Source organism: Paenibacillus sp. 1011MAR3C5 (assembly GCF_003591485.1).
Classification (GTDB): Bacteria; Bacillota; Bacilli; order Paenibacillales; family Paenibacillaceae; genus Pristimantibacillus.
In genome coordinates, this window is sequence record NZ_QZCF01000002.1 from 732,050 (window position 1) to 755,283 (window position 23,234).

The 23,234-nt window shown below is 53.9% G+C and carries 22 protein-coding genes; 17 read left to right on the plus strand and 5 right to left on the minus strand.

All coding sequences use genetic code 11. From position 1 onward, the window contains the following. Positions 1-114 precede the first annotated feature (114 nt). Complete coding sequence (locus tag D3P07_RS26920; RefSeq protein WP_182914225.1) at positions 115-261, minus strand: hypothetical protein; 147 nt, start codon at positions 259-261, stop codon at positions 115-117. 168 nt (positions 262-429) lie between these two features. Here D3P07_RS26920 and D3P07_RS08440 point away from each other — a divergent pair, with 168 nt between their 5' ends. The 4 genes from D3P07_RS08440 (at position 430) to D3P07_RS08455 (ending at position 3,448) form a co-directional block, all read left to right on the plus strand. Beyond that, positions 430-816: a hypothetical protein gene (locus tag D3P07_RS08440; RefSeq protein ID WP_119799738.1), complete on the plus strand. Its 387-nt coding sequence runs from the start codon at positions 430-432 to the stop codon at positions 814-816. A gap of 21 nt (positions 817-837) precedes the next feature. After that, positions 838-1,203 carry a GerAB/ArcD/ProY family transporter gene (locus D3P07_RS08445; RefSeq protein ID WP_119799739.1) on the plus strand — a complete coding sequence of 122 codons (366 nt, stop codon included), beginning with the start codon at positions 838-840 and terminating at the stop codon, positions 1,201-1,203. A 66-nt stretch (positions 1,204-1,269) separates the two neighbouring features. After that, complete coding sequence (locus D3P07_RS08450; RefSeq protein ID WP_259391394.1) at positions 1,270-2,454, plus strand: PstS family phosphate ABC transporter substrate-binding protein; 1,185 nt, start codon at positions 1,270-1,272, stop codon at positions 2,452-2,454. Between the two features lie 22 nt (positions 2,455-2,476). Beyond that, complete coding sequence (locus D3P07_RS08455; RefSeq protein ID WP_119799740.1) at positions 2,477-3,448, plus strand: 2-hydroxyacid dehydrogenase; 972 nt, start codon at positions 2,477-2,479, stop codon at positions 3,446-3,448. 103 nt (positions 3,449-3,551) lie between these two features. Here D3P07_RS08455 and D3P07_RS08460 read toward each other — a convergent pair whose 3' ends face one another. After that, on the minus strand, positions 3,552-5,609 hold the full coding sequence (locus D3P07_RS08460) for a molybdopterin-containing oxidoreductase family protein (protein ID WP_119799741.1): 2,058 nt from the start codon (positions 5,607-5,609) through the stop codon (positions 3,552-3,554). 51 nt (positions 5,610-5,660) lie between these two features. Next, a complete protein-coding gene (locus tag D3P07_RS08465; protein WP_259391395.1) occupies positions 5,661-6,425 on the minus strand; it encodes a helix-turn-helix domain-containing protein in 765 nt (254 codons plus the stop codon). A gap of 124 nt (positions 6,426-6,549) precedes the next feature. Between D3P07_RS08465 and pyk the strand changes: the two genes are divergently transcribed. The 3 genes from pyk to D3P07_RS08480 all read left to right on the plus strand — a co-directional run bounded on the left by pyk (position 6,550) and on the right by D3P07_RS08480 (position 9,869). Further along, entirely contained in the window at positions 6,550-7,968 is a 1,419-nt protein-coding gene (pyk, locus tag D3P07_RS08470; protein WP_119799743.1) for a pyruvate kinase, read from the plus strand. A 287-nt stretch (positions 7,969-8,255) separates the two neighbouring features. Then, the gene (locus D3P07_RS08475) at positions 8,256-9,224 is read left to right on the plus strand and encodes an EamA family transporter (RefSeq protein ID WP_119799744.1); all 969 of its coding nucleotides are present in this window, start codon (positions 8,256-8,258) and stop codon (positions 9,222-9,224) included. A 378-nt stretch (positions 9,225-9,602) separates the two neighbouring features. Next, on the plus strand, positions 9,603-9,869 hold the full coding sequence (locus D3P07_RS08480) for a CD3324 family protein (RefSeq protein WP_119799745.1): 267 nt from the start codon (positions 9,603-9,605) through the stop codon (positions 9,867-9,869). Between the two features lie 104 nt (positions 9,870-9,973). On the opposite strand, the gene D3P07_RS08485 is transcribed toward D3P07_RS08480, so the two are convergent. Beyond that, positions 9,974-10,264: a hypothetical protein gene (locus tag D3P07_RS08485; RefSeq protein ID WP_119799746.1), complete on the minus strand. Its 291-nt coding sequence runs from the start codon at positions 10,262-10,264 to the stop codon at positions 9,974-9,976. Positions 10,265-10,371: 107 nt separating this feature from the next. After that, the gene (locus D3P07_RS08490) at positions 10,372-11,280 is read right to left on the minus strand and encodes an NAD(P)/FAD-dependent oxidoreductase (protein WP_119799747.1); all 909 of its coding nucleotides are present in this window, start codon (positions 11,278-11,280) and stop codon (positions 10,372-10,374) included. Positions 11,281-11,399: 119 nt separating this feature from the next. Between D3P07_RS08490 and D3P07_RS08495 the strand changes: the two genes are divergently transcribed. The 10 genes from D3P07_RS08495 to D3P07_RS08540 all read left to right on the plus strand — a co-directional run bounded on the left by D3P07_RS08495 (position 11,400) and on the right by D3P07_RS08540 (position 23,227). Next, positions 11,400-15,944 (plus strand): DEAD/DEAH box helicase, encoded by a 4,545-nt coding sequence (locus D3P07_RS08495; RefSeq protein ID WP_119799748.1) that lies wholly within the window; start codon positions 11,400-11,402, stop codon positions 15,942-15,944. 407 nt (positions 15,945-16,351) lie between these two features. Next, positions 16,352-17,251, plus strand: a complete 900-nt coding sequence (ehuB, locus tag D3P07_RS08500; protein ID WP_259391396.1) for an ectoine/hydroxyectoine ABC transporter substrate-binding protein EhuB — start codon at positions 16,352-16,354, stop codon at positions 17,249-17,251. A 1-nt stretch (position 17,252) separates the two neighbouring features. Beyond that, complete coding sequence (gene ehuC, locus D3P07_RS08505; protein WP_119799749.1) at positions 17,253-17,903, plus strand: ectoine/hydroxyectoine ABC transporter permease subunit EhuC; 651 nt, start codon at positions 17,253-17,255, stop codon at positions 17,901-17,903. Between the two features lie 4 nt (positions 17,904-17,907). Then, positions 17,908-18,570 (plus strand): ectoine/hydroxyectoine ABC transporter permease subunit EhuD, encoded by a 663-nt coding sequence (ehuD, locus tag D3P07_RS08510; protein ID WP_119799750.1) that lies wholly within the window; start codon positions 17,908-17,910, stop codon positions 18,568-18,570. 18 nt (positions 18,571-18,588) lie between these two features. Beyond that, positions 18,589-19,443 (plus strand): amino acid ABC transporter ATP-binding protein, encoded by an 855-nt coding sequence (locus tag D3P07_RS08515; RefSeq protein WP_119799751.1) that lies wholly within the window; start codon positions 18,589-18,591, stop codon positions 19,441-19,443. A gap of 3 nt (positions 19,444-19,446) precedes the next feature. After that, positions 19,447-19,962 carry a diaminobutyrate acetyltransferase gene (ectA, locus tag D3P07_RS08520; protein WP_119799752.1) on the plus strand — a complete coding sequence of 172 codons (516 nt, stop codon included), beginning with the start codon at positions 19,447-19,449 and terminating at the stop codon, positions 19,960-19,962. 34 nt (positions 19,963-19,996) lie between these two features. Continuing rightward, positions 19,997-21,322, plus strand: coding sequence for a diaminobutyrate--2-oxoglutarate transaminase (ectB, locus tag D3P07_RS08525; RefSeq protein WP_119799753.1), 1,326 nt, complete (start codon positions 19,997-19,999; stop codon positions 21,320-21,322). A 25-nt stretch (positions 21,323-21,347) separates the two neighbouring features. Further along, positions 21,348-21,749 (plus strand): ectoine synthase, encoded by a 402-nt coding sequence (locus tag D3P07_RS08530; RefSeq protein WP_119799754.1) that lies wholly within the window; start codon positions 21,348-21,350, stop codon positions 21,747-21,749. Between the two features lie 60 nt (positions 21,750-21,809). After that, the gene (gene thpD, locus D3P07_RS08535) at positions 21,810-22,706 is read left to right on the plus strand and encodes an ectoine hydroxylase (protein ID WP_119799755.1); all 897 of its coding nucleotides are present in this window, start codon (positions 21,810-21,812) and stop codon (positions 22,704-22,706) included. Next, complete coding sequence (locus D3P07_RS08540; RefSeq protein WP_259391397.1) at positions 22,703-23,227, plus strand: DUF2179 domain-containing protein; 525 nt, start codon at positions 22,703-22,705, stop codon at positions 23,225-23,227. Before thpD ends, D3P07_RS08540 begins: the two co-directional genes overlap by 4 nt. Positions 23,228-23,234 lie beyond the last annotated feature (7 nt).

Below are 23,234 nucleotides of genomic sequence, written 5' to 3' on the forward strand. Positions count from 1 at the left end.
CCGGGCATTAGCATCAGCCTGACAGTCTTTTTTGTCATTCGCGTACGGATTGGGGACTTGCGTCCATGAGAGCCATAGTGATCGGATTGTTATATGGCTCTCTGATTCAATCATCTAGCCTGTAGACGGATTGTTCGGCGCATGTCCCTTTTGGTTCCGATGCTGAGCCACTGAACCTGCTACGTCATTCTCGGCTTGCCTTGAGCGAATCGCGTACGACACGTTTTTGCCTGCTGAGGAGCGCTGCTTGTGACGACCCATAATCGGATTCCTCCATTTTGCGGTGTATTGGCCCGCATGAAGCGAGCATCATTAGTTTTCCCAGCAGACGTTTATCTATCGCGGGAATGCCAGCCATGGCGCCATTCGGATAAAAAAGCAGGAACTGGCAAACGATAAGGACGTCTAACTCATCGGGAGCCAAGGGAGATGTCTATGAATGAGCAGAATACGCCGCTGGCCAGCCGGATCGAAGAGACGCGGGAGAAGCTTAAGCATTTTTTGAACGATTGCAGCGACTCTTCTATTTATCACTTCCGGACCGGCGAGCAATTGCCAAGCATGTTTGTATTCTTCAGCGGATTGACGCATGAAGATCGTCTGGATGAGCTGCGCCAAGAGATGGCGGGTTGGGGACGGGTCAAGCTGTGTGTAGAGATCTTTCTCCCTTCTCCAGGCGGCAATGAATCGGGAGACGGCCAGGAGGGGATGGGTGCCGAGAATAAAAGCCGGCAATATTCTCGTATCCAGCCAATCATGAGCAGACGCACGGCTTCTTCTGGATTACAAATCAGATCAAGCCTAGCACGGTATTAACGACACCGTTGCGAAGGATGAATCCATTGCCATTCATCTGACAACGAGCAACTCCAAGCTCATTCCCAGAATCGACAGCGATGGGCGGTTAGAAGGGGATTCGAGGTCATTGCGCGAACCGGACAAATCTTCGTGCCGATCATTACGTTGTTCACCGTGCTCATTCTCGTGCTTCTCATCCCCGAGCTGAATCCCCATCATCTGCTGCCGCAGCTGGAGCGGGGAGCGAGACCCGTTCTTCAAGGCTCTCTGGTTGTGGACGGCTGGTTCAGCCAATTGCTGCTTGCCGTCTATGTTCTTCCGTTAGTTTTCCTTTTTCCGATGCTGCTGTGTGCTCTAGCCTATATACGGATCTGGTTCAAAGGACTCGGTACTAGTGCAAAATAGTACTGTTCCGCACCTAGAAATTTCCTTATAGTGGATAAATAGAAATAGACAGCTATGAGGGGATGTGTGAACGGCTTGGCTGCAAAGGATTCGTTCTGGTCGAGAGTGCTGACGGGGTTGTTTTTTGTGCCGCTCATCTGGATTGCCGGCTTTTTTATTTATATCTTCGCCGTTTTGTCCGGTGTCCGTTTATTTTATATGTGGATGCTTTTAAGCGTATGTATTGTACTGTCGTTGATGCTGGTGATCGGATTGGGCGAATGGATGAAGCGCAAAGTGTATTGGTCTTGCATGGCGGGGCTTCTGCTTGTTTTTGGCGCAGTCATATTCGGCTATGAGATGAACCGAATGTATCACGATAGCATGCCGACGGTGGCGGAAGGTGAGGTCGATCTCGCCGCTTACGAGCCGTTCGTTCGCGGCTCCAAAGCTGTGATGCTGGATGTGCCGTCTACGCTGAGGATCGAAGATGAGCTGCCCATCATGGACGGCGCTACAGCGCTGTACCCGCTCTATTCGGCTTTCGCTATGGCGGTATATCCGGAGAAGGCGTATGATCATATCCGCAGCGAGGTGCGTTCCACAAAGACGAGCCAAGCCTACGACAGTCTCATCTCGGGCGAGGCGGATGTCATCTTCGCTGCCGAGCCGTCCGAGCGGCAGCGGGGCGACGCGCTGGCTGCCGGTGTGGAATTGAAGCTGACGCCGATTGGGCGGGAGGCTTTTGTGTTTTTTACGCATGCGGACAATTCGGTTAACGGTCTGACAACGGAGCAGATCCAGGACATCTATTCCGGGGAGATCAGCAATTGGAATGAGCTTGGAGGGAAGTCGGCAGCCATTAGAGCGTTCCAGCGTCCAGAGGGCAGCGGCAGCCAATCTGCGCTTCAGCGGCTGATGAAGGGCCGAAGCCTGGCCCATCCGCCCAGGGAAGATGTGGCATCGGGGATGGGCGGAATCATTGCGCGCACGTCGGACTATCGCAACTATCCGAATGCGCTGGGCTTTACCTTCTTGTATTATGCGACGGAGATGGTAAGGAACGGAGAGATCAAGCTGCTCTCCGTGGATGGTGTCTATCCAACCAGGGAGAGCATCGCAAACGAAACGTACCCGCTCAGCAGCCCATTCTATGCCGTGACGGCAGGAACCAGCAATCCTCATGTCGAATCCTTGATAAACTGGATACGGTCGGAGCAAGGACAGAAGCTCGTAGCAGCTACAGGCTATACGCCGATTGCCGCGCCGTAACAACATGAGAGGAGTTACATACATGAAACCGAGTATCTTTGTTGATTATGCCATTTCAGATGCCGTTATGGACTATTTGCTTAAGCATTGTACAGTCGACGCATGGAGAGAGGAGGACACGGCTCCTAGAGAAGAGCTCTATAAGCGGCTTTCCGTTGCGGAAGGCTACTTGACGGGTGGCAGGCGCATTGACGATGCGCTGCTGGAAGCGGCGCCGAAGCTGAAAGTCGTAAGCACGGTCAGCGTCGGCTATAATCACTTCGATATTGCTGCCATGAAGCGTCATGGCGTAACGGGAACGCACACACCAGAGGTGCTGGATGAGACGGTGGCGGATCTCGTATTCGCGCTTATGCTTGGCAGCGCCCGCAAAGTGGCCGAGCTTGACCGCTACGTAAGAGATGGACTCTGGAAGCGGGGCGACGTTGACAATCTGTTCGGCATGGATGTGCATCATGCCACAGTGGGCATCATTGGCATGGGCCGCATCGGGGAGGCGGTTGCGCGCAGGGCAGCGTTCGGCTTCGGGATGACGGTGAACTATCATAACCGCAGCCGCAAGCCTGAGGCTGAAGCAAAGTATGGCGCCACTTATATGGAACTGGACGAGCTGCTGGCTGCTTCGGATTATGTCGTATTATTAGCGCCGCTAACGAATGAAACCAGAGGAATGATCGGCAAGCGGGAATTCGGATGGATGAAGCCTTCGGCAATCTTTATCAATGCTTCACGCGGGGCGACTATCGATGAAGAGGCTTTGATTGAGGCGCTGCAGAAGGGGACGATCCGGGCGGCCGGCCTGGATGTCTACCAGCAGGAGCCGCTTCCTGCGGATCATCCGCTGCTTGCGCTGCCTAATGCGCTGCTGCTGCCGCATATCGGCTCGGCTACAGCGAAGACGAGGGAAGAGATGGCCATGCTTGCTGCGCGCAATCTTGTAGCCGTCCTGCAAGGCGAGGAACCGCCTCATCGCGTTCCGGAATTCAAATCTTGAACAAGCAACAGATAGGACAGGAAGCGCCGCTATTTCGTGAAATAGCGGCGCTTCCTTTAGGTGTAATTTTGCTTTGCAATCTCGTGATTGGTTCGGCTTTTCGTTATGCTTCATGAGCAGGAAGCTTGACCACTTCCACGCGGTTGGAGAAGAAGGTGGCTCCTCCGCCCATATCCGCGAGGCGCTGCGGCGTAAGGGCGTTCACCGTGCTGCGGCCTTCCGCTTCGTCATCCCACCAGAGTCCTTGCGTCACCAACACGCCAGGAAGCACATCCCCGCCAAGCTTGAGCGTCAACTGCACCTCGCCGCGATCATTGCGAACCAATACGCGTTCCCCGTCGGCAAGCTCAAGCCTGGCCGCATCATCGTCATGCATATGGAGCGTTGGCCGCTTCTCCAGCTTCTGGAGCTTGGCCTGATTAGCAAAGGTAGAATTAATATAGCTGTGATTAGGCCCAGTCGTCAGCAGGAACGGATAGTGCTCCGGCTCCGCCAGCGGGGTGTAGGTAGCGACCGGCGGCAATCCGGCTCCGCGCATCGCCTTGGAATAAAGCTCAATCTTGCCGCTAGGCGTAGGCAGGGAGTCCGTCTTCGGATAGCGGGTGCCGTCGCCGACTTTCATCCAATCATGCTCCATTAACGCCTCGAAGGTGACATCCTTCAGCAGCGGATTGTGCTTGCTGTCCAGCGCGATGCGAATCATCTCTTCTTCGGATAGATCGAACAGCTCCGGCTCGAAGCCCATGCGAAGGGCGAGTTCCTTGAAGAGCGTAAAGTTCGATTTGCTTTCGCCTGCTGGCTGCTTGATCGGCTTGCTGATTTGAACGTAATGATGCCAGTAAGAGGTATAGAGGTCCAAATTCTCCAGATGGGCCGTTGCCGGCAGGACGATGTCTGCGAATTTGCAAGTATCCGTCAGGAACAGGTCATGCGCGACGGTGAACAAATCCTCACGCATCAGTCCTTCTCTGACTTTGCGTTGGTCAGGCGCAACGATAGCCGGGTTGCTGTTATAGACGAACAGCATCCGAACCGCAGGGTCAAGCGATGTAAGCGCATCGCCCAGCTGATTCATATTGACAGTGCGAACATCCGGCTCGGGCAGCAAATCTTCTCGCTCGATTGCCTCATTGTTCATTCTGGCATACCAGCCGTTGCCCTTCATCGCTCCGCCGCCGATTTCGGCCCATTGTCCTGTCAGTGCGGGGAGGCAAGCGATCGTTCGGACAATCATGCCGCCATTGTCATGATGCTGCAGCCCATTGCCGATCCGTATGAAAGATGGGGTAGTCGTACCGTAGGCGCGGGCAAGCTCCTCAATCTTCTCGGGTGGAATGCCTGTAAGCTCGGCCGCTACGGAAGGAGGAAACTTGGCTGCTTCAAGCTTCAATTCTTCATAACCGACGGTATGATGCTGGACAAAGCCCTCATTCACATAACCGTCGCGGATTAAAATGTGCATCATGCCCAGAGCCAGCGCGCCATCGCTGCCGGGACGAAGAAGGATGAATTCGTCGGCCCAAGCGGAGGTGCGGTTGCGGTGAACGTCTATATGAATAATACGAGCGCCTCTCTTGCGGGCTTCTGTTGCCAGCATAGTCTGGTGCATATTGGTGGAGACCAGATTGGCGCCCCAGATGAGGAACAGCTTCGTATGCACAGTCTCTTCGGGATCGATGCCGATGGAACCGCCCATCGTATAGCTGTAGCCCTTCGAGCCTGCGGCATTGCAGATCGTGCGATCGAGCTTGCTAGCGCCGAGACGATGGAAGAAGCGGCGATCCATGCCTTCGGCATTCAGCACGCCCATATTGCCATAGAAGCTGTAGGGCAGTATAGCCTCGGCTCCGAATTCGTCCTTAATTGACGTCATCCGGCGCGTAATTTCGTCATACGCTTCTTCCCAGCTGATCCGCTCGAATTGATGGGAGCCCTTCGGGCCGGTTCTTCGCATCGGGTACAGCAGACGATCTGGATGATGAACACGGTCGGGCAATTGTCTGACCTTGTTGCATATAGCCCCTCTTGTCACGGGGTGATCGGGATCGCCTGTAACGTTAGTAACGCGCCCGTCTTGAAGCGTAACATGAAGGCCGCATGTATCGGGACAGTCGAACGGGCATACGGATCGCACGACGCCGTTTTCTGTAAATGTAGTCATGATAGCATCACTCCGAAATCTGGTTAGGTTCCTATTAAGTCTATTTCTCCATTATACGTGCTGGCGGCGTTCTTTTAAATACGCCGAAGGAGTGTGGCCGAGCGAACGTTTGAAGACGCGCTGGAAATAGGTGACGTCGGAATACCCCAGATAATCGGAAATTTCCGATACGGTCAGCAGCGATTCCGTCAGCATATAGACGGCGGTGCGCATGCGGAGGCTATTCACATATTCGCTGATCGTCTGTCCAGTCACCTGGCGGAACAAGGAGGCGGCGTGATTCATCGATCTGTTTATGCACTCACCCAGATGCTCCTTCGTTACTTTGCCCCGGTAGTGATCCTGCAGATAAGCCTTCATCCGGTCGACATGCTGCTGCGACACGGCGGTCTGCTCGCCCCGGCTTAGCTCTCGGCCCCAAAGCGCAAGCGCCTCCAGTGTCAGCGCCGCCGCCCGAAGCTTCACATACGGCAAGCTCTCTTGCCATTCCTTCCATACGGCTCGAAGCCTCTCGATAACCATATCGTAGCAGCCGGCCTTTGCCTTGATGAAGGCATGGACGCCTGGAAGCGGCCGGTCTTCCTCAGGCGCATCTATGCGGAAAGTCAAAACAAATTGCTCATGAAAAACGGTCGGCACGCTCTTGCCATAATAGCCTGCACCAGGGGCGATGAACATAAAGTCGCCTTTCTCCAGCAGCAGCTTTTCGCCATCGATCCAGTAGACGCATTTTCCATAGGTCACTACAATAAGAACGGCCGAGTTTACCTGTACAGCGCGCTCTTCGTACCAGTTCATACCTTGATGTTGGCGCATTCCTTCGAATGAGAGCATACGACACCTCTAATCATACTATAATGAATCTATCATACTATAGTGCATGTACGTTGTCTCTTTTTTCCTCTACAATGGACGAAGCTAAAGATGGAGGGATGACGACATGACTCTGACGAAAATTGTATGTACGATGGGACCATCCAGCAATTCGATATCCATACTGAAGGAAATGATGAATGCGGGCATGAATGTAGCCCGATTGAATATGGCGCATGGGGAGCTTAGCGATCATAGCGGGCGAATCGCCTTGATCCGTGAAGCAGCAGCGGCGGCTTCAGCTGTCGTAGCAGTGATGATGGATATTAAAGGACCAGAGATTCGGATCAGCACCTTGGAGGAAAGCAGCTACGAGCTGAAGGCAGGTGACAAGCTGACGCTGACCAGCAGACCGATTACGGGCAATGGCAGCTGCGTTGCCGTCAATTACCCGGATATGCCGAAGGTTGTTCATACCGGAGATAAGATCTTGATCGACGACGGATTGATCGAGCTTAGCGTCGATGCGGTGGAAGATACGGAAATCATATGCAGCGTATTGAACGGCGGTCCGCTCAAGCCACGCAAAGGCGTCAACCTGCCGGGCATTCGCACGACGCTTCCGGGTGTAACCGATCGGGACATTAAGCATATCGCATTCGGCGTGGAAGAAGGCATCGATATGATTGCAATGTCGTTCGTGCGCAAAGCGGAGGATGTTCTGCAAGTGAAACAGCTGCTTGAGGATGCAGGCGCAAGCCATATTCAGATTATTTCCAAAATTGAGAATCAAGAGGGCGTCGAGAATCTGGATGCGATTATTGAGGTGTCCGACGGCATCATGGTCGCTCGCGGCGATCTGGGTGTAGAAATTCCGGCAGAGGACGTGCCGATGATTCAGAAGGAAATGATCCAAAAATGCAATCTGGCCGGCAAACCCGTCATTGTTGCCACGCAAATGCTGGATTCGATGCAGGTGAATCCACGTCCAACGCGCGCGGAAGTTAGCGACGTTGCCAATGCGGTGCTTCAAGGCGCGGATGCGGTTATGCTGTCCGGCGAGACGGCAGCCGGGAAGTACCCGCTTGAATCCGTCCGCATGATGGCGATGATCGCGGAGCGAGCGGAATCGACGATTGACTATACCGAGCTGTTCCGCAGCAAGCTGACGGCTCCATCCTCGTCCACGACTGAAGTGATCAGCCAGGCGGTTGTCAGCTCATCTCTGCAGCTCGATGCCAAAGCGATCCTGGCACCGACCGAGAGCGGCTTCACTGCGCGCATGGTGTCCAAATATCGTCCGAAGGCGCCGATCATCGGCATTTCCGCACATGATCATGTATTGCGCCGTCTGACGCTGGTACGCGGGGTCGTCCCGGTAAAGGGCGAATGGGCGGAGTCCACAGACGCCTTGATCAAATCGGCAGTACGCAATGCGTCCCGTACGCAGCTGCTGAAGTCGGGCGATTATTTCGTCATCTCCGCGGGCATTCCGAGCGGACGGGCTGGCGCGACGAACCTGATTCAGATTCGGCAGATGGAGTAGGATCAGCGGCAAAAGCACTATTTTTATGCTCAACCGGCTATTGACAGAAACGCTCCTTGGTGACACAATTAGTGAGGTTCGGTTCACGCTAGTGACACTGATCCGTACACGCAATCATTTCGTATAACCCCACATAACGGCTTTGGGCACAGGGTGGGGGTTTCTACGGGAAGCCTAACTTCCTTGCTACGAATGGCAGGTCTAATGATTCATCAAGACCTCGCTATCCGTAGCTTTTTTGCGTTTTATTAGCCAATTGAGATAGATACAGGGGGAGAGAAGACAACATGAAATACATGATATCCGTGTTTGTTGGCGCAGCCAGCTATGGCGTGTTATCGACATTCGTCGTGCTCGCATACGGTGAAGGCTATAAACTAGGCGAAGTGGTAGGAAGCCAGTTGATGATCGGCTTTCTTCTGTCGTGGCTGTTCGCGACATATATAGAGCGCAAGCAGAGGAAATCCGCATTGTCCGGAAAGGCCGGAAAGGACTCGGGAGGAGACGGCTTGAAGCAGGGCTTGCAGCGATTGACCTGGAAGACGCGGCTGCTGCTTATGGCAGCCGGACTGCCGACTGCGATTACCGGACTGGTCTATTATCACTCGCTGCGCTATATTCCAGCTTCGCTCGCGATTTTGCTTTTATTCCAATTCACATGGATTGGCGTCCTGGTGCAGTGCATCAGACAGAAGAAACGCCCGAACCGCGCCATTATCACTACGCTCGTTATCTTGCTTGGAGGCACGATATTGGCTGCAGGAATTATGGAGCATGGCGGGGGCAGCTTCCATCCGCTAGGCGTGACGCTGGGCTTCCTGGCCGCGATCAGCTATACGCTGTTCATACTGTTCAGCGGCAATGCTGCGCCTGAAGTGGCGCCGGCTACGCGAAGCAAGTGGATGATGGCTGGCGGTATGATATTCGTCTTTATCCTGTTCCCGCCGGAGTTTCTGTGGAATGGTGATTTATTCAGCAGCCTGTTCCTGTTCGGCACGTTATTGGGACTGTTCGGCGCATTCATCCCGCCGCTGCTCTTCGCTTACGGCGTTCCGCATATCGGCGAAGGCATGGCCGGCATTCTAGGCGCAGCGGAGCTGCCAGTCGCGGTATTGCTCTCGTCGGTTGTCCTGCACGAGCAAGTGTCCTGGCTGCAATGGGCTGGCGTTGTACTGGTGCTGGCGGGCGTCTCATACCCGGAGCTGATCAAGCTGATTAAGCGCAGCAGACGCATCTCATCCGGTGTCGGGGCATAGCCGCAATCTGGTAAAGTTTATTTTTAGCTGTTTTATTCCTTTCCTGCTTCCACGGATTGGCAGTATACTTTGGTTGTCGGGCCGACGCAATACGTGAAGGAAAGGAGATGATCCGTGTGATTCACAACTTAGAGGTGATCTCCGATTAATCGGAGATCACCATAGTCGAAGAGGCCTTCGGGCCTCTTTTTATTTGATAAAAAACGATTGTGCTCAAAATAAGTTTTCTTTATAATGGAAAAGTGACGCTTCATAAGAAGCCCGGGGACCACCCCAAATACTAAATGACGAAAGGGAGGCGGCAAGACATGAAAAATGTATTTATGAATGAGATGCTGCAAGTGAAACGTTTGAACCTATTTGAGGAGGATTTATACCGTGAACTACAAAAATGGAAGAGACGTGCTTCCCCCTAGTCTCCTGTTGGAGCTGCAAAAATATATCCAAGGCGATCTAATCTATATTCCGAAACCGTCCAACCAGCGTGCAAGCTGGGGGGAAGTGAGCGGTACGCGCAAGCTTCTGGCTGAGCGCAATAAGGAAATTTTCCAGCATTACAGCAACGGGGCAACCGTAGCAGAGCTGGAGCGCAAGTACCATTTGTCCAGCGAGAGCATTCGCAAGATTATTGTGAAGGCGCGCTAATGAAACAGAACGAGCGGACGATATGCAAAGAACCTCCCGAGTGTCGCATGGATGCGGCGGGAGGTTCTTTTTTTTTTGCAAATACGGCTGAGATCGGTACGCGATTAATGGACGTTCGTGGTTGGAAGCGGCACTTTCGTTCTTGGATATTTGTAATCGTCACGATAGCAATTGGTTTCGGTATCGTAGACGGATTGAGAGAGCCGGTGGGATACTTCGAATATAGGCAGATCCGGATTTACATGCAGTGCAGAACCGTAGAACGAACAACCCTCAAAGTTGAAGTTCAACGTCGTAATGATGATGACACAGTTCGTAAAGCTGCAATTTTTAAAGCTAAATCCGTCGAAGTTGATCGTCTCGTTGTTGAAACCTTCATTCATAATCAATTTCATTCTCGCAACGCTCCTCTGCTAGTTATAGGCGACATGCCTATCATCCTATCAGACTCGTGCTGAAATGTTTGTCGCAACCTGGCTTTGTGCCTGAATACTTATCGACACTAAACCCAATCTTCCTCCACAAGCTTGCGATTAATCGCAACCCCCGCCTCGTAGCCTTCGCTTGCTGAACCGACTAACCCTGTAAAATAATGCTTGGCGTCGCCGATAATATATAATCCGTCGATGCGGGTGCTGCCATGCTCCAGCGTCTCGTATTGGCCATCCTCCTCGCGTTCGACGCCCAGATCATCAGGAATTCCGGTTGCGTCCCGTGCTCCGGTATCCGCCAGGAAGGCGATTCGCCGTGCGATCTCTTGCCCGTCTTCCAGCACAATCTTCTGCAGCTGGCCGCCGCTGCCGTACAGCGACTTGATCGGCTGCTCAAGCAGCGAGATGCCGCGAGATTGAAGAGCTTGCTTCTGATCAAGCGTCAGCATGGATGCTCCATCGGCAAATACGATCAGATCCCGGCTCCAGTTGAAGATGAGCCGCACATAATCGAACAAGTGCGGGCCGCTGCCGATGACGGCAAGAGGCTCGCCGCGATGCTCCCATCCATCGCAATAGGGACAAGGGAAAATCGAAATGCCGTAGCATTCCCGAATCCCCGGTATAGGCGGGAGCTGGTCGCGAGCGCCTGTCGCCACGATCAGGTATTTGCTTATGTATGATTTGCCGCTGGCAGTGGCGATGTGGAAATGGTTGCCTTCCTTAGACGCCTTTTCTGCAGTATCTTGCTCCAGCCGTACCAGCTCATAAGCGCGCAGATCCTCGCGCCCAAGCTCCCTGAAGGCTGATGGCGAGACACCGTCTCTGGTCAAGTAGCCATGGGAGCTGAGCGCAGACCCATTGCGTGGATTATCCTCATCGATAATAACAACCGAGCGGAGCGCGCGGCCAAGCACAAGCGCGGCGCTCAGACCTGCGGGTCCGCCGCCGATAATGGCAACATCCCATACGTTCATCATGACACTCCTTTTTCCAATTCCGAATGGATTTCTTATTCTATCGTCGCAATCACTGCTATAATTGGACTAGGATGGCAAGGAATAGATTCTCACTATTATGCCGGTTGGAGTTGAAAGTTATGCCTCAATATGAATGGAATAGCATAGTCTGGCACCCCGCGGTCATGTCCTGGTTTCGCCGCTCATTCGGCGAACCGACTGACGTGCAGGCGAGCGCATGGGCTGCGATTACAGAAGGTCGTCATACCTTGATTGCAGCACCTACAGGCTCCGGTAAAACATTGGCCGGATTGCTTCCGTGCATCAATGCCATTGTTCAAGAAAAAACGACCGGCAGGTCTCCTGTGCGAAAAGGGGTCAAGCTGTTATATATTACGCCGCTCAAAGCGCTCAACAACGATATTCAGCATCATATGCTGTCCTTTGCCAGCCAGCTGGAGGAAGAAGCGAAGGCGCTGGGCATGCCGTGGCCCGGCTTCCGAAGCGGAGTTCGGACTGGCGATACGCCTTCGTCCCAGCGAGCATCCATGCTCAGGAATCCGCCGGAGCTGCTCATTACGACGCCAGAATCGCTCTATATCCTGTTAACCTCGGAGCAAGGCAGGGCTATGCTGAGCGAGGTTCGCTATGCCATCGTAGACGAAATTCATGATTTAGCGGGAGACAAGCGCGGAGCTCATCTCTCCGTATCGTTAGAGCGGCTGGAGCATAACGCCGCTGAAGGAGTCCGGATTCAGCGAATCGGCGTATCCGCTACCCAGAAGCCGATGTGGAAGGTGGCGCAATTTCTCGGCGGGCTTGAACCGGACTGCGGCGGCTTGGCGAGCGAACCCCACGAGGATGCTCTGGAAGAGGAGCGTTATCCGCTCGGCTATGCTATGCGTCCCGTACATATTGTCGAGAGCCGGATGGAGAAGCGCATGGATGTGCGCATTACGATGCCGGATACGAGTGTGCCGGCACAGACTAGAGACGGCGTATGGCTGCCCATTCTAAACAGACTATTCGATCTCATGGCGAACTGCACCTCGACACTGGTGTTTGTCAACAGCCGAAGACTGTGCGAGCGTCTGGTGCTGCGCATTAACGATCATGCCGGCTATCAGATGGCCAGATCCCATCACGGAAGCATGTCCAAGGAGAAGCGGCTTGAAGCGGAAGCGCTTCTGAAAGGCGGCGAGCTGCGCTGCCTTGTTGCAACATCATCGCTGGAGCTCGGCATTGACGTCGGGCATATCGATCTGGTTATTCAGATTGATTCCCCGCTTGAAGCAGCCTCCGGCATTCAGCGGATTGGACGGGCTGGACATGCGGTAGGAGACGTATCAAGAGGCGTCATTATTGTGCGGCAGCGGGGCGTATTGCCGGAAGCTGCTGTTCTCGGCGGGCTGATCGCGAATCGGGAGATTGAGCCGATCCGGATGCCCGAGAAGCCGCTCGATGTGCTGTCCCAGCAGATTATCGCGATCGTGGCGTCGGGCTCCATTACATTGGATTGTCTGTATGAGCTGTTGTTGGGCAGCTACAGCTACCGCCATCTGGACAAGGAACAACTGAAGAGCGCTCTGGCAGTTCTAGCCGGACTGTATCCCTTCGCGCGGCCGATACTGGATTGGAACCGGGAATCGGGCCAGCTAGTGAAGAGGGGGAATACATCAATTGCAGCAATGACGGGCGCAGGCACGATACCACAATCCTCCCACTTTCCCGTACACCATCTTGACAGCCGCACTCATCTTGGCGAGCTGGATGAGGAATTTGTGCATGAGAGCCGGGTGGGCGACGTCTTCCTGCTCGGAACAAGCTCATGGATGATCCGAAAGATCGATAAGGACAGAGTATATGTCACCGAGGCTGCGAACAGCTTCAGCGAGGTGCCGTTCTGGCGCAATGAGGGTCCAGGCCGAACGCTGGCTCTCGGCATGAAGGTAGGCGATCTGATGGAGGTTTTGTCTGCTCGTCTTGGGCTCGATTCATCACCCGACCGGGTGAGACAGCGGCAATGGAGCAGCTGGAGAGCGGCTTATCCGGCAGAAGAAGGCCGCTTGGATGGAGCAGCGGCATGGCTCTGCAGTGAATTTGGCCTGGATGACTATACGGCGGGTGAGCTGCTGGGCTATGTTGTATCCCAGCATGCGTTCAGCGAGCTGCCGACAGCAAGCCGGATTGTCATCGAGCATTACAAGGATATGATGAACCAGACGCATGTCATCATTCTCAATCCATATGGCAGACGGCTGAACCGGACTTGGCTGCTCGCCATCCAGCGGCAGTTCGAGCGATCGCTGCCTTATCAGCTGTACGGCAATGCGAAGGACAACGGCATTGAATTCGTGCTGCCGGAGTGGGATGCGTCATGGCTTAGGATGATCTGGGAGGTTACACCCGCCAACGTAGAGCCGTTGCTGACGGAAGCAGTGACAGGCTCGCCGCTTCTGGCGATCGCTTTCCGCCGCATTGCGGAAACCTCGCTGCTGCTCGCCAGAAGCTTCACCCGCGTCCCGATGTGGCAGAAGCGTCTGCGCAGCGAGGAGCTGCTGCGCGAATCACTGCCGTATGCCGAGTCGTTCCCGTTCTTGACGGAAGCGATGAAGGAATGTCTGCATGATTACTTGGACCTGGCATCTCTGCGCTCACTGCTGGCCTCGATACAGAGCGGCGAGATCGAAGTTGTCGTTAGAGAGACGGAATATCCTTCGCCGATGGCTACGCAGTTTCTGGCGGACTACGTCAATATGAGACTGTATGAGGGCGACGGACTGGACGCGGCGACCAAGGCGGGTCTGCTTCATATCAGCAAGGACCTGGCAGGCGAGCTGTTCGGCCGCCATGCGGTGAAGCGGAGCGTCTCTGGCGACGTGCTGCGCCAAGTCGAGGAGCGGATCGACAAGCGCTCCGGTACGATTAGCTCCGTCGATGATCTTCGCTCCAGCTTGAAGATTCGCGGAGATATGAGCGTGTCCGAACTGATTGCGCTTGCGGGAGCTAATGCCGCAGCCTGGATTCAGACACTGGCATCGGCTGGCGTTGTCCAGGAGGTTGATCTGCGGGGCGAGTTTGACGATCAGCCGCTCCTGCGCTGGATATGCGCAGACGAAACGGACATCTATGCCTCATTTCCTAAGGAAGCTTCCTCATGCCTGTTCATCATCAGCCGGTATGCGGAAGGGCGGATGTCCTATACGGAGCCGGAGCTGTGCGAGCGATATCCTGCCCTGCAGCTGGAGGACGCACGGCGACTGACAGATGAGCTGCTGCAGCAGGATATCATCAGGCAGGCACCGTTCGCGGCGGACGAGCATGAGCGAATCTGGACAAGCGCCAAAGCGGCTGCGCAGATCATCCGGCTGTCGATCGGGGAAGCCCGAAAGCAAGCACCTGCAATAGCGCCTGCCAAATGGTGCGGCTATCTGGCGTACCGGCAGCATGCGCTGCAGGGCGCGCAGCTGCAAGGACAAGAGGGACTGCTGGCTGTCATCAGCCGTCTGCAGGGGCTATTCCTGCCTGCTGCGCATTGGGAGAGCTTCCTCTTTCCTTCAAGGCTGAAGGACTATCGGAAGGAGGAACTGGACGCGTTATGCGCAACCGGCGAGGTGGTCTGGCTCGGCAGCCGAGCCTCCGGTCAGAAGGAGGGACGGATCGCCTTCTTCCTTTCGTCGAATTCGGCATTGCTAGCTCCATATGCGGAGGAGCTGCTGGCCAGAAACACGTCGCATCCCGAGCTGCTTCGGCTCTTGAAGGAAGGAGGCGCTAGCTTCCTGACCCAGCTCAGCCGCCAGTATGGCAAGCCGCCGAGCGAGACGCTTCAAGATCTGCTGGAGCTGGCCTGGGAGGGCCATGCTTCCAATGATCAATTCGCTCCGCTGAGGCTTGGCATCGGCAAGAAAGGCAAGGACTGGGCGCGTACAGGCTCGGGCTTCGGGCGCTGGTATTGGACTGGCGCGCTGGGCGGCAAGCCAACCAAAAGCGCAGATGCCGGAGGCGGAATGGAGCAACTCGCCGAATCAACCGGTACGCTGTTGCAAGGCAAGTCTGCTTCTCCGTCCGCTTCCCACTGGATTCACCAATTGATTGAAAGCTACGGCATTATTACAAAGGAGCTGATCTCGGCCTATACGCCATTCCGCTGGGACGAGGTGCTGCCCATTATGGCCAAGCTGGAGGAATGGGGTACGCTGACCAGAGGCGTATTCGTAGAGGGAGCGGCAGCAATGCAGTTCACTACACCGGAAATTGCCCAGGCGCTGAGCAGCCCACTCCCCGGTAAGGAAGAGGGGAAAGTCACCGTGCTGTCCGCGCTTGATCCCGCCAATCCCTACGGATTGTTCATCGAGTGGCCTGCTAAAGCAGCGAACGCGCCTTCCTATGCCAGAAAAGCGGGCAGTTATGTTGTGCTGGACGGCGGGGAATGGCATTATTGGCTGGAGGGCAACGGCAAAAAGGTATTTGAGGTTCATAAGGATACAGAGCCGAATGAGAAGGTCAGAATGGAGAAGCTTCGCACCATGTTCAGCGCTGTGTTGCGCCGGCAGGGCCTGGCAAAGATCGTGATCGAGGAATGGAACGGCGAGCCCGTCTCTCAATCCGGAGCAGAAAAGCTGCTGACCGGGATGGGGGCGGAGCGCGACCGGCATACGTATGTCTTATGGATGAGCAAGCTATAGCCTGAATATTGGCCAGATCGAATAAATAAGCGGCTTCCCGCCCTGACGTTAGCGTCAGAGGCGGGAAGCCGTTATTTTTTGCCGAAATATAACGATGAATACCGAGATTGACCGAGAACATTCGACAATATTTTTATAAGTAAAAATTATAATTAAAAAACGCTAATAAGGCTTAACTATATATAAGGATTATTTATATAACATACTTTAGCGGGTATGTAAACTTTCTTATTCGGAACGATTGGGAAGGATGTGGAAGGAAAAAGGAGGAGAAGCGGGGTGAGGTTCCCTCAGCTAAAGTTACCCCATCATACGATACATTATCGCCTTTTCCTGGAAATGACCAGGGCTCGCATTCATGTTAGCCTTGTAGAGACCAAAAAAATTGGGAAAGGTTGGGATGCAAATTGCGCGGAAAATGGCTGGCGTTCATGCTGATGGCCATCATGCTGATTGGAGCATGCGGAGTGAATAGTGAGAACCCTACGGTTGGCGGCAATGGCAAAGAAAATGAAGTAGTGCTGAACACGCTGGAACAGGCTGTGCAGCAAGGTTACATAACCGTTGGCTTTGCGGGTGAGAATCCGTATGCGTATAAGAACGAAAAAGGAGAGCTGACGGGTGAAGCGGTCGAGATTGCCCGCGTCATCCTGGAGAGACTTGGCATTGAGGAAATGAGAGGCGAGCTGACAGAGTTCTCCGCCTTGGTCGCCGGCTTGCAAGCGAAGCGATTCGATATGATTACGGCAGGGATGTTCATTAATCCGGATCGATGCGCAGCCGTTCTGTTCGCAGATCCCGAGTACAGCATCGGGGAAGGCCTTGCGGTCCAGACAGGCAATCCGCTCGGGCTTGACAGCTATGCTGCTATCGCCGAGAACGGCAATGCCAAGGTCGCGGTCATGGCCGGTGCAGTGGAAATTGGTTATCTGACCGCTTCAGGCGTAGCTGAGAAGCAGATGGTGATCGTGCCAGATCAGGATGCGGCGATCAGCGCGCTGCAGTCCGGCAGGGCGGATGCCATGACGATGACCGGACCCGCGCTGCAATCCAGGCTGATAGCGGCTAACGATTCTGGCATCGAGCGGGTCATGGATTTCGAGCAGCCACTTGTGGACGGCAAGAGCGTTCGCGGCTATGGCGCCACCGCATTCCGCATGGACGATACGTCGTTCCGTGATGCGTTCAATGCGGAGTTGGCGAAGATGAAGGAAAGCGGCGAATTGCTGGATATATTGACGAAGTTCGGATTTACGGAGCAGGAGCTGCCAGGTGATGTGACCGCACAGCAGCTTTGCGAGCAATAACATGGTTCAGACCATTAGCCAGTGGCTGCCGTATTTGGCGCAAGGAGCTTGGGTGACGGTTAAAATCACACTGCTCTCTGGGGTTGTTGCGATGCTGTTCGCCTTCTTGTCCGGATTAGGCCGGCTGTCTTCTCTAAAGCCGATTCGCTGGCTGGCTGGCGGTTATATCGAATTGTTCAGAGCGGCGTCGCTGCTGGTGCTATTGTTCTGGGTTTACTTTGCATTGCCTATCGCGGGACTGGAGCTGTCCAAGACATGGTCTGCCGTCCTCGCCATTGGCCTCAACATCGGGGCATATGGCGGCGAGATTGTCCGTAGCGCCATACAGGCGATTCCCAAGGGGCAAGACGAGGCGTCCATCGCTCTCAATCTCTCTCCGTCCACCCGGATGCGATTAATCATCTTGCCGCAGGCGATTGCGAGAATGCTGCCTCCCATGGGAAATTTGTGGATCGAAATGCTGAAATCAACTTCGCTGGTCTATTTCATCACTATGGCAGACCTTACTTACGAAGCCATGATTCTACGCAATAATTACTATACGGATACGCCGCTTATCTTCGGCTTGCTGCTGCTCATCTATTATGTGCTCGCATCTTGTATTGCGGTGCCCGTGAAGTGGCTGGAGCGCAAGCTAACGGCTTGGAGGTGAAGGGATGTGGAACTGGGATTATGCCTTGGAGGTCAGCGTAGTACTGCTGCGCGCGCTTCCAGCCGCATTGCTGGCCGCAGGCTGTGGATTTCTCATTGCATCGACGGTAGGGCTTTTGATCGCGACACTGATCCGTTCAAGATTCACCGCAGTTAAACGCATGGCAAGCGGTGTCGCGCATTTCATCCGCAGCACGCCGCTGCTTGTGCAGCTATTCTTCCTGTACTACAGCTTGCCAATGCTCGTACCGGTATCGATGACGGCATTCTGGACTGGGGCAATCGGTCTCGGGCTGCATTATTCGACTTATATGTCGGAGGTGTACCGCTCCGGTATCGATGCTCTGCCTAAAGGACAATGGGAGGCGGCGACTGCGCTGAATCTGTCGAAGAGACGGACGTGGTTTTCGGTTATATTACCGCAATCAATCCCGCCGGTTCTGCCAATTATGGGCAATTATTTGATTGTCATCTTCAAGGAAACGCCGACCTTGTCCGCCATTACGTATATCGAGCTGCTGCTGAGAGCCAAGAACGAGGCATCCATCTCCTATCGGGTATTCGAGCCTTATACCATCGTGGGCATCATCTTTATCGCAGGCAGCTTGCTGATGTCATTCCTTGTGACGCGGCTGGAGCATAGATGGAGACGGCATACATCGGCATAGAAAGGAGATGGCGACATCATGGACTTGCAAGTGGTACAAGACAGTGAGGAAAACAACGAAGCACAGGCGGTCAGGAAAAGAAATCATCTCGATCCATCAGGGGAAATCATCGAGCCGCTGGTCGAATACAGCGGTGTAACCAAATCATTCGGTGACCTGGAGATTATTAAAGGGATCGATCTTCAGATGCATGCAGGCGAGAAGCTGGCCTTCATTGGGCCAAGCGGTTCGGGCAAGACGACTTTGGGCCGTATGCTCATGACACTGGAACGCCCGACCTCAGGAATTGTAACCATCGATGGAGAACAAATCTGGCAAATGAAAGACAAACGGGGCAAATGGAAAGCGGCGAACGAGACGCATCTTCGAGCCATGAGGGAGAAAGTAGGCATGGTGTTTCAGCATTTCAATCTGTTCCCTCACTTATCGGTGGAGCGTAATGTTACGCTTGCCCTAACCTCTGTGTTGAACCTATCCAGAGATGAAGCGCATGAACGCGCCGAATGGATGTTGAAGAAGGTAGGACTGCTCGACAAGCTGCACAATTATCCCTCACAGCTCTCGGGCGGACAGAAGCAGCGCGTGGCAATCGCGCGAGCGCTAGTTATGAGACCCAAGGTCGTTGTATTCGACGAAGTGACATCCGCGCTTGACCCGGAGCTCGTAGGAGAAGTACTCGCTGTGATAAAGGAGATTGCGAAGGAAGGCGAGACTGCGATGATGCTCATCACTCATGAGATGGATTTTGCGCGGGAAGTCGCCGACCGAGTCATCTTCGGAGCAGAAGGGCTTATCGTGGAGGAAGGCACACCCGAGGAAATCTTTGATCGCCCCCAAAGCGAGCGGCTTCGCACATTTCTGAACCGGCTATAGGAGGTGAGAGGGACGGAAACAAGGAACCCATCGGCGGTAGACTACCGCAAGCCGACGGTCCAAGACGGCCAAGACATCTGGCGGCTTATTAAACGGGCCGGCGGACTGGATCTTAATTCGGCATATTGCTACTTGATGTTATGCGACATGTTCAGCGAGACATGCTGTATTGCGGAGCGGGATGGACGGTTGAGCGGTTTTCTCTCCGCATTCCGAAAGCCCGAAGAGCCCGATACGCTGTTCGTCTGGCAGATTGCTGTAGATCCAGTGCTGCGAGGCAACGGAATCGGAGGAGCGCTTCTTAAGGAAGTACTGTCGCGCAGCAGCAACAAAGGTATCCGGTATCTCGAAGCGACCATCAGTCCGGGGAATATCGCGTCACGAAGCTTATTCATGGCTATGGCACGCGGGCTAGAGTGCGAATGCAAGATATCGGAGCTGTATGAAGCGTCTATGTTTCCCGACAATCACGAGATCGAGCTGATTTATCGGATTGGCCCTTTCTCTGAAAGCAAATAAGATTCACTTCAATTGCCTATAAAGGAGGATGACCATGACAGAACTAAGCAGAAAGTCGGCGTCGAGCAATCGTCCGCTGAATGTTTTCGAAAATCTGGAATCAGAAGTAAGAAGCTATTGCAGAAGCTTCGAGACGGTCTTCGTGAAAGGCAGTAATGCGCTGCTGCAGGATCGTAATGACAAGGAGTATATAGATTTTTTTGCAGGTGCTGGCGCGCTGAATTATGGACATAACAATCCGCATATCCGAACCAAGCTGATCGATTATTTGCTGGAGGACGGCATCACGCACAGTCTGGATATGGCGACAGATGCGAAGGAGGCCTTTTTGCTCCGGTTTCAAGAGACGATTCTGAAGCGGAGAGGTCTATCGTACAAAGTGATGTTCCCGGGTCCCACTGGCACGAATTCGGTCGAGAGTGCCTTCAAGATCGCCCGCAAGGTGACAGGCAGAACAAATATCGTCTGCTTCACAAATGCTTTCCACGGGATGTCGCTAGGTTCCTTGTCCGCAACCGGCAACGCCTTCAAGCGCAAGGGAGCTGGAGTTCCGCTGAACGGAACCACCTTCCTCCCCTATGACGGGTATCTGGGGCCGCTCGTCGATACAACTGCACTGCTGGAGAAGCTGCTCATGGATCCAGGGAGCGGACTGGACTTGCCTGCGGCTGTCATTGTAGAGACGCTGCAAGGGGAGGGCGGTTTGACTGCCGCAAGCGGCAAGTGGCTGCGGAGCCTTGAGCGAATATGCCGTGACCATGGCATTCTGCTTATCATCGATGACGTACAGATGGGCTGCGGGCGAACGGGAACCTTCTTCAGCTTCGAGTCATCGGGGATAAAACCGGATATCGTATGCTTGTCCAAGTCGATCGGCGGTTATGGACTGCCGATGGCATTAACCCTGATCAAGCCGGAGCATGATATTTGGCAGCCGGGCGAGCATAACGGCACGTTCCGCGGCAACAATTTGGCATTCATTGCGGCTTCCGAGGCGCTTCGGTATTGGGAGGACGACCGGTTAGCGGGCCAAATACGCAATCGGAGTGAGGTCATCGCTGATTTCCTAGGCCGTATGGCTTCAAGGTACAGCGACAGGATAGCCGAGGTCAGAGGCAAAGGGATGATACAAGGTCTTGTCTTCCATCAGCCTGACGATGCTTCACGCTTATGCAAGCTATGCTTCGAGCGAGGTGTCATTATGGAGACTTCTGGCCCCCGCGATGAGGTTGCGAAGCTGATGCCTCCACTGACAATTGAAGCCGGAGTGCTGCAGAAGGGCTTGCAGCAGATCGAGTCGGCCATGGCAGATCTGTATGTGAGCATGAAGCCGAAAGCTGCATTGCAAGTGAAAAGCTAAAGATAGAAAGAAAGGGTGATCCATCATGATAGTCAAACAACTGGATGATATTAAAGGCACTTCTCACGATATTGATACGCCAACATGGAACTCAAGACGCTTGCTGCTGAAGCAGGACGGTATGGGCTTCTCCATGCACGATACGGTCATCAAGGCCGGAACCGAAACCCTAATCTGGTACCGGAATCATGTAGAGGCTGTGTATTGCATAGAAGGCGAAGGTGAAATTGAAGTCATCGGAGGGAAGACATACCCGATATCGCCAGGAATGCTGTACGCACTGGATGGGCATGAGAAGCATCTTCTTCGCGCCCGAAGCCAGCTTCGTATGGTCTGTGTTTTCAATCCTCCCCTAACCGGTACCGAGGTGCATGATCAAGACGGCGTGTATCCTTTAATAGAAGAAGAAAACGGAGTGCAGCGGTAGTGAAACAGGAATCATGTATTTAACCCCATTAATAATTGTGAATAAAGGAGCTGAAGCTTAATGAACAGCAACAGGACGAGCACGATCGCAACTGATCGCTACCCATCGCGGGTAGAGGATGTCCCTTCCAGACAAGAACGAAAGGACCCTGTCGTCTATAGGGAATGGACGACTGATAGTCCGCTTACGGAAGATCAATCCTCATCCTACGAGCGCGATGGCTATCTATTCCTGGAACAGTTTTTTTCGGAAAAGGAGCTGAGCGATTGGAAGAAGGAACTGAGTCGGCTGCAAGAAGCATACCGCGACCAAGAAACGGCTCATGTCATTCGCGAGCCGGCAAGCCGCGAGGTGAGATCGGTATTCGCCGTCCATGAGCATAACGATCTGTTCCGGGCGTTGTCGAGACATCCGAAGCTGCAGGCGATTACCTCCTTTTTGCTCGGCTCGGAAACGTACATTCATCAATCTCGCATTAACTTCAAGCCCGGTTTTACCGGCAAAGAGTTTTATTGGCATTCAGACTTCGAGACGTGGCATGTGGAAGACGGGATGCCAAGGATGCGCGCGCTAAGCTGCTCCATCGCACTCAGCGACAACTACGCTTACAATGGACCGCTTATGGTTATACCCGGTTCTCACAAGACGTTCATCTCCTGCGTCGGCAAAACGCCTGACGATCACTTCAAAGAGTCGCTGCGCAAGCAAGAGTACGGCGTGCCCGATCATGACAGTCTCCGCAGCATGGCAGAAGAGAAGGGGATTCATATGCCGGTCGGCAAAGCGGGCTCCGTCCTGCTGTTCGATTGCAATCTGATGCACGGCTCTAGCAGCAACATCTCACCGTTTCCCCGCAGCAATGTATTCTTGGTCTATAACAGCGTAGACAACCGTCTGGTCCAGCCCTATTCGGGGCAAAATCCAAGACCGGAATTTATCGCGACACGTTCCTTGTGACCAATCCCGCTTTAATTATTGCACTCATATTGGGCATTAACATAACGTATGTCTCGATGTTCACGCTGCGGCTCATTCTGGTCATCAAGGGCAAACGAACGGCGGCGGCGCTTCTCTCAACTGTTGAAGTATTTGTCTATCTGGTCGGCCTGCAGCTCGTACTGAACAACTTGTCCACACCGATCTATATGGCGGCATATTGCATCGGCTTCGGACTAGGCGTCTACCTCGGCAGTCGAATAGAAGAAGCGCTGGCGCTCGGCTATTCTGTCGTTCAAGTGATCGCCGATACCGTCAATACCAGCTTGCCCGATCAGCTTCGGGCGAACGGTTACGGAGTAACGGTATGGCAAGGCGAAGGTCGAAGCGGGCCAAGGCTTGTCATGCAAGTCCTGGTAAAGCGAAGTGCGGAGAAAAAGCTGCTGGATTCCATATCGGCGGTTGCGCCGAAGGCATTCGTCATTTCACATGAGCCAAGACATTTTCGCGGCGGATTCTGGGCAAAGCTGCTTGAGAAATAACGGTCGC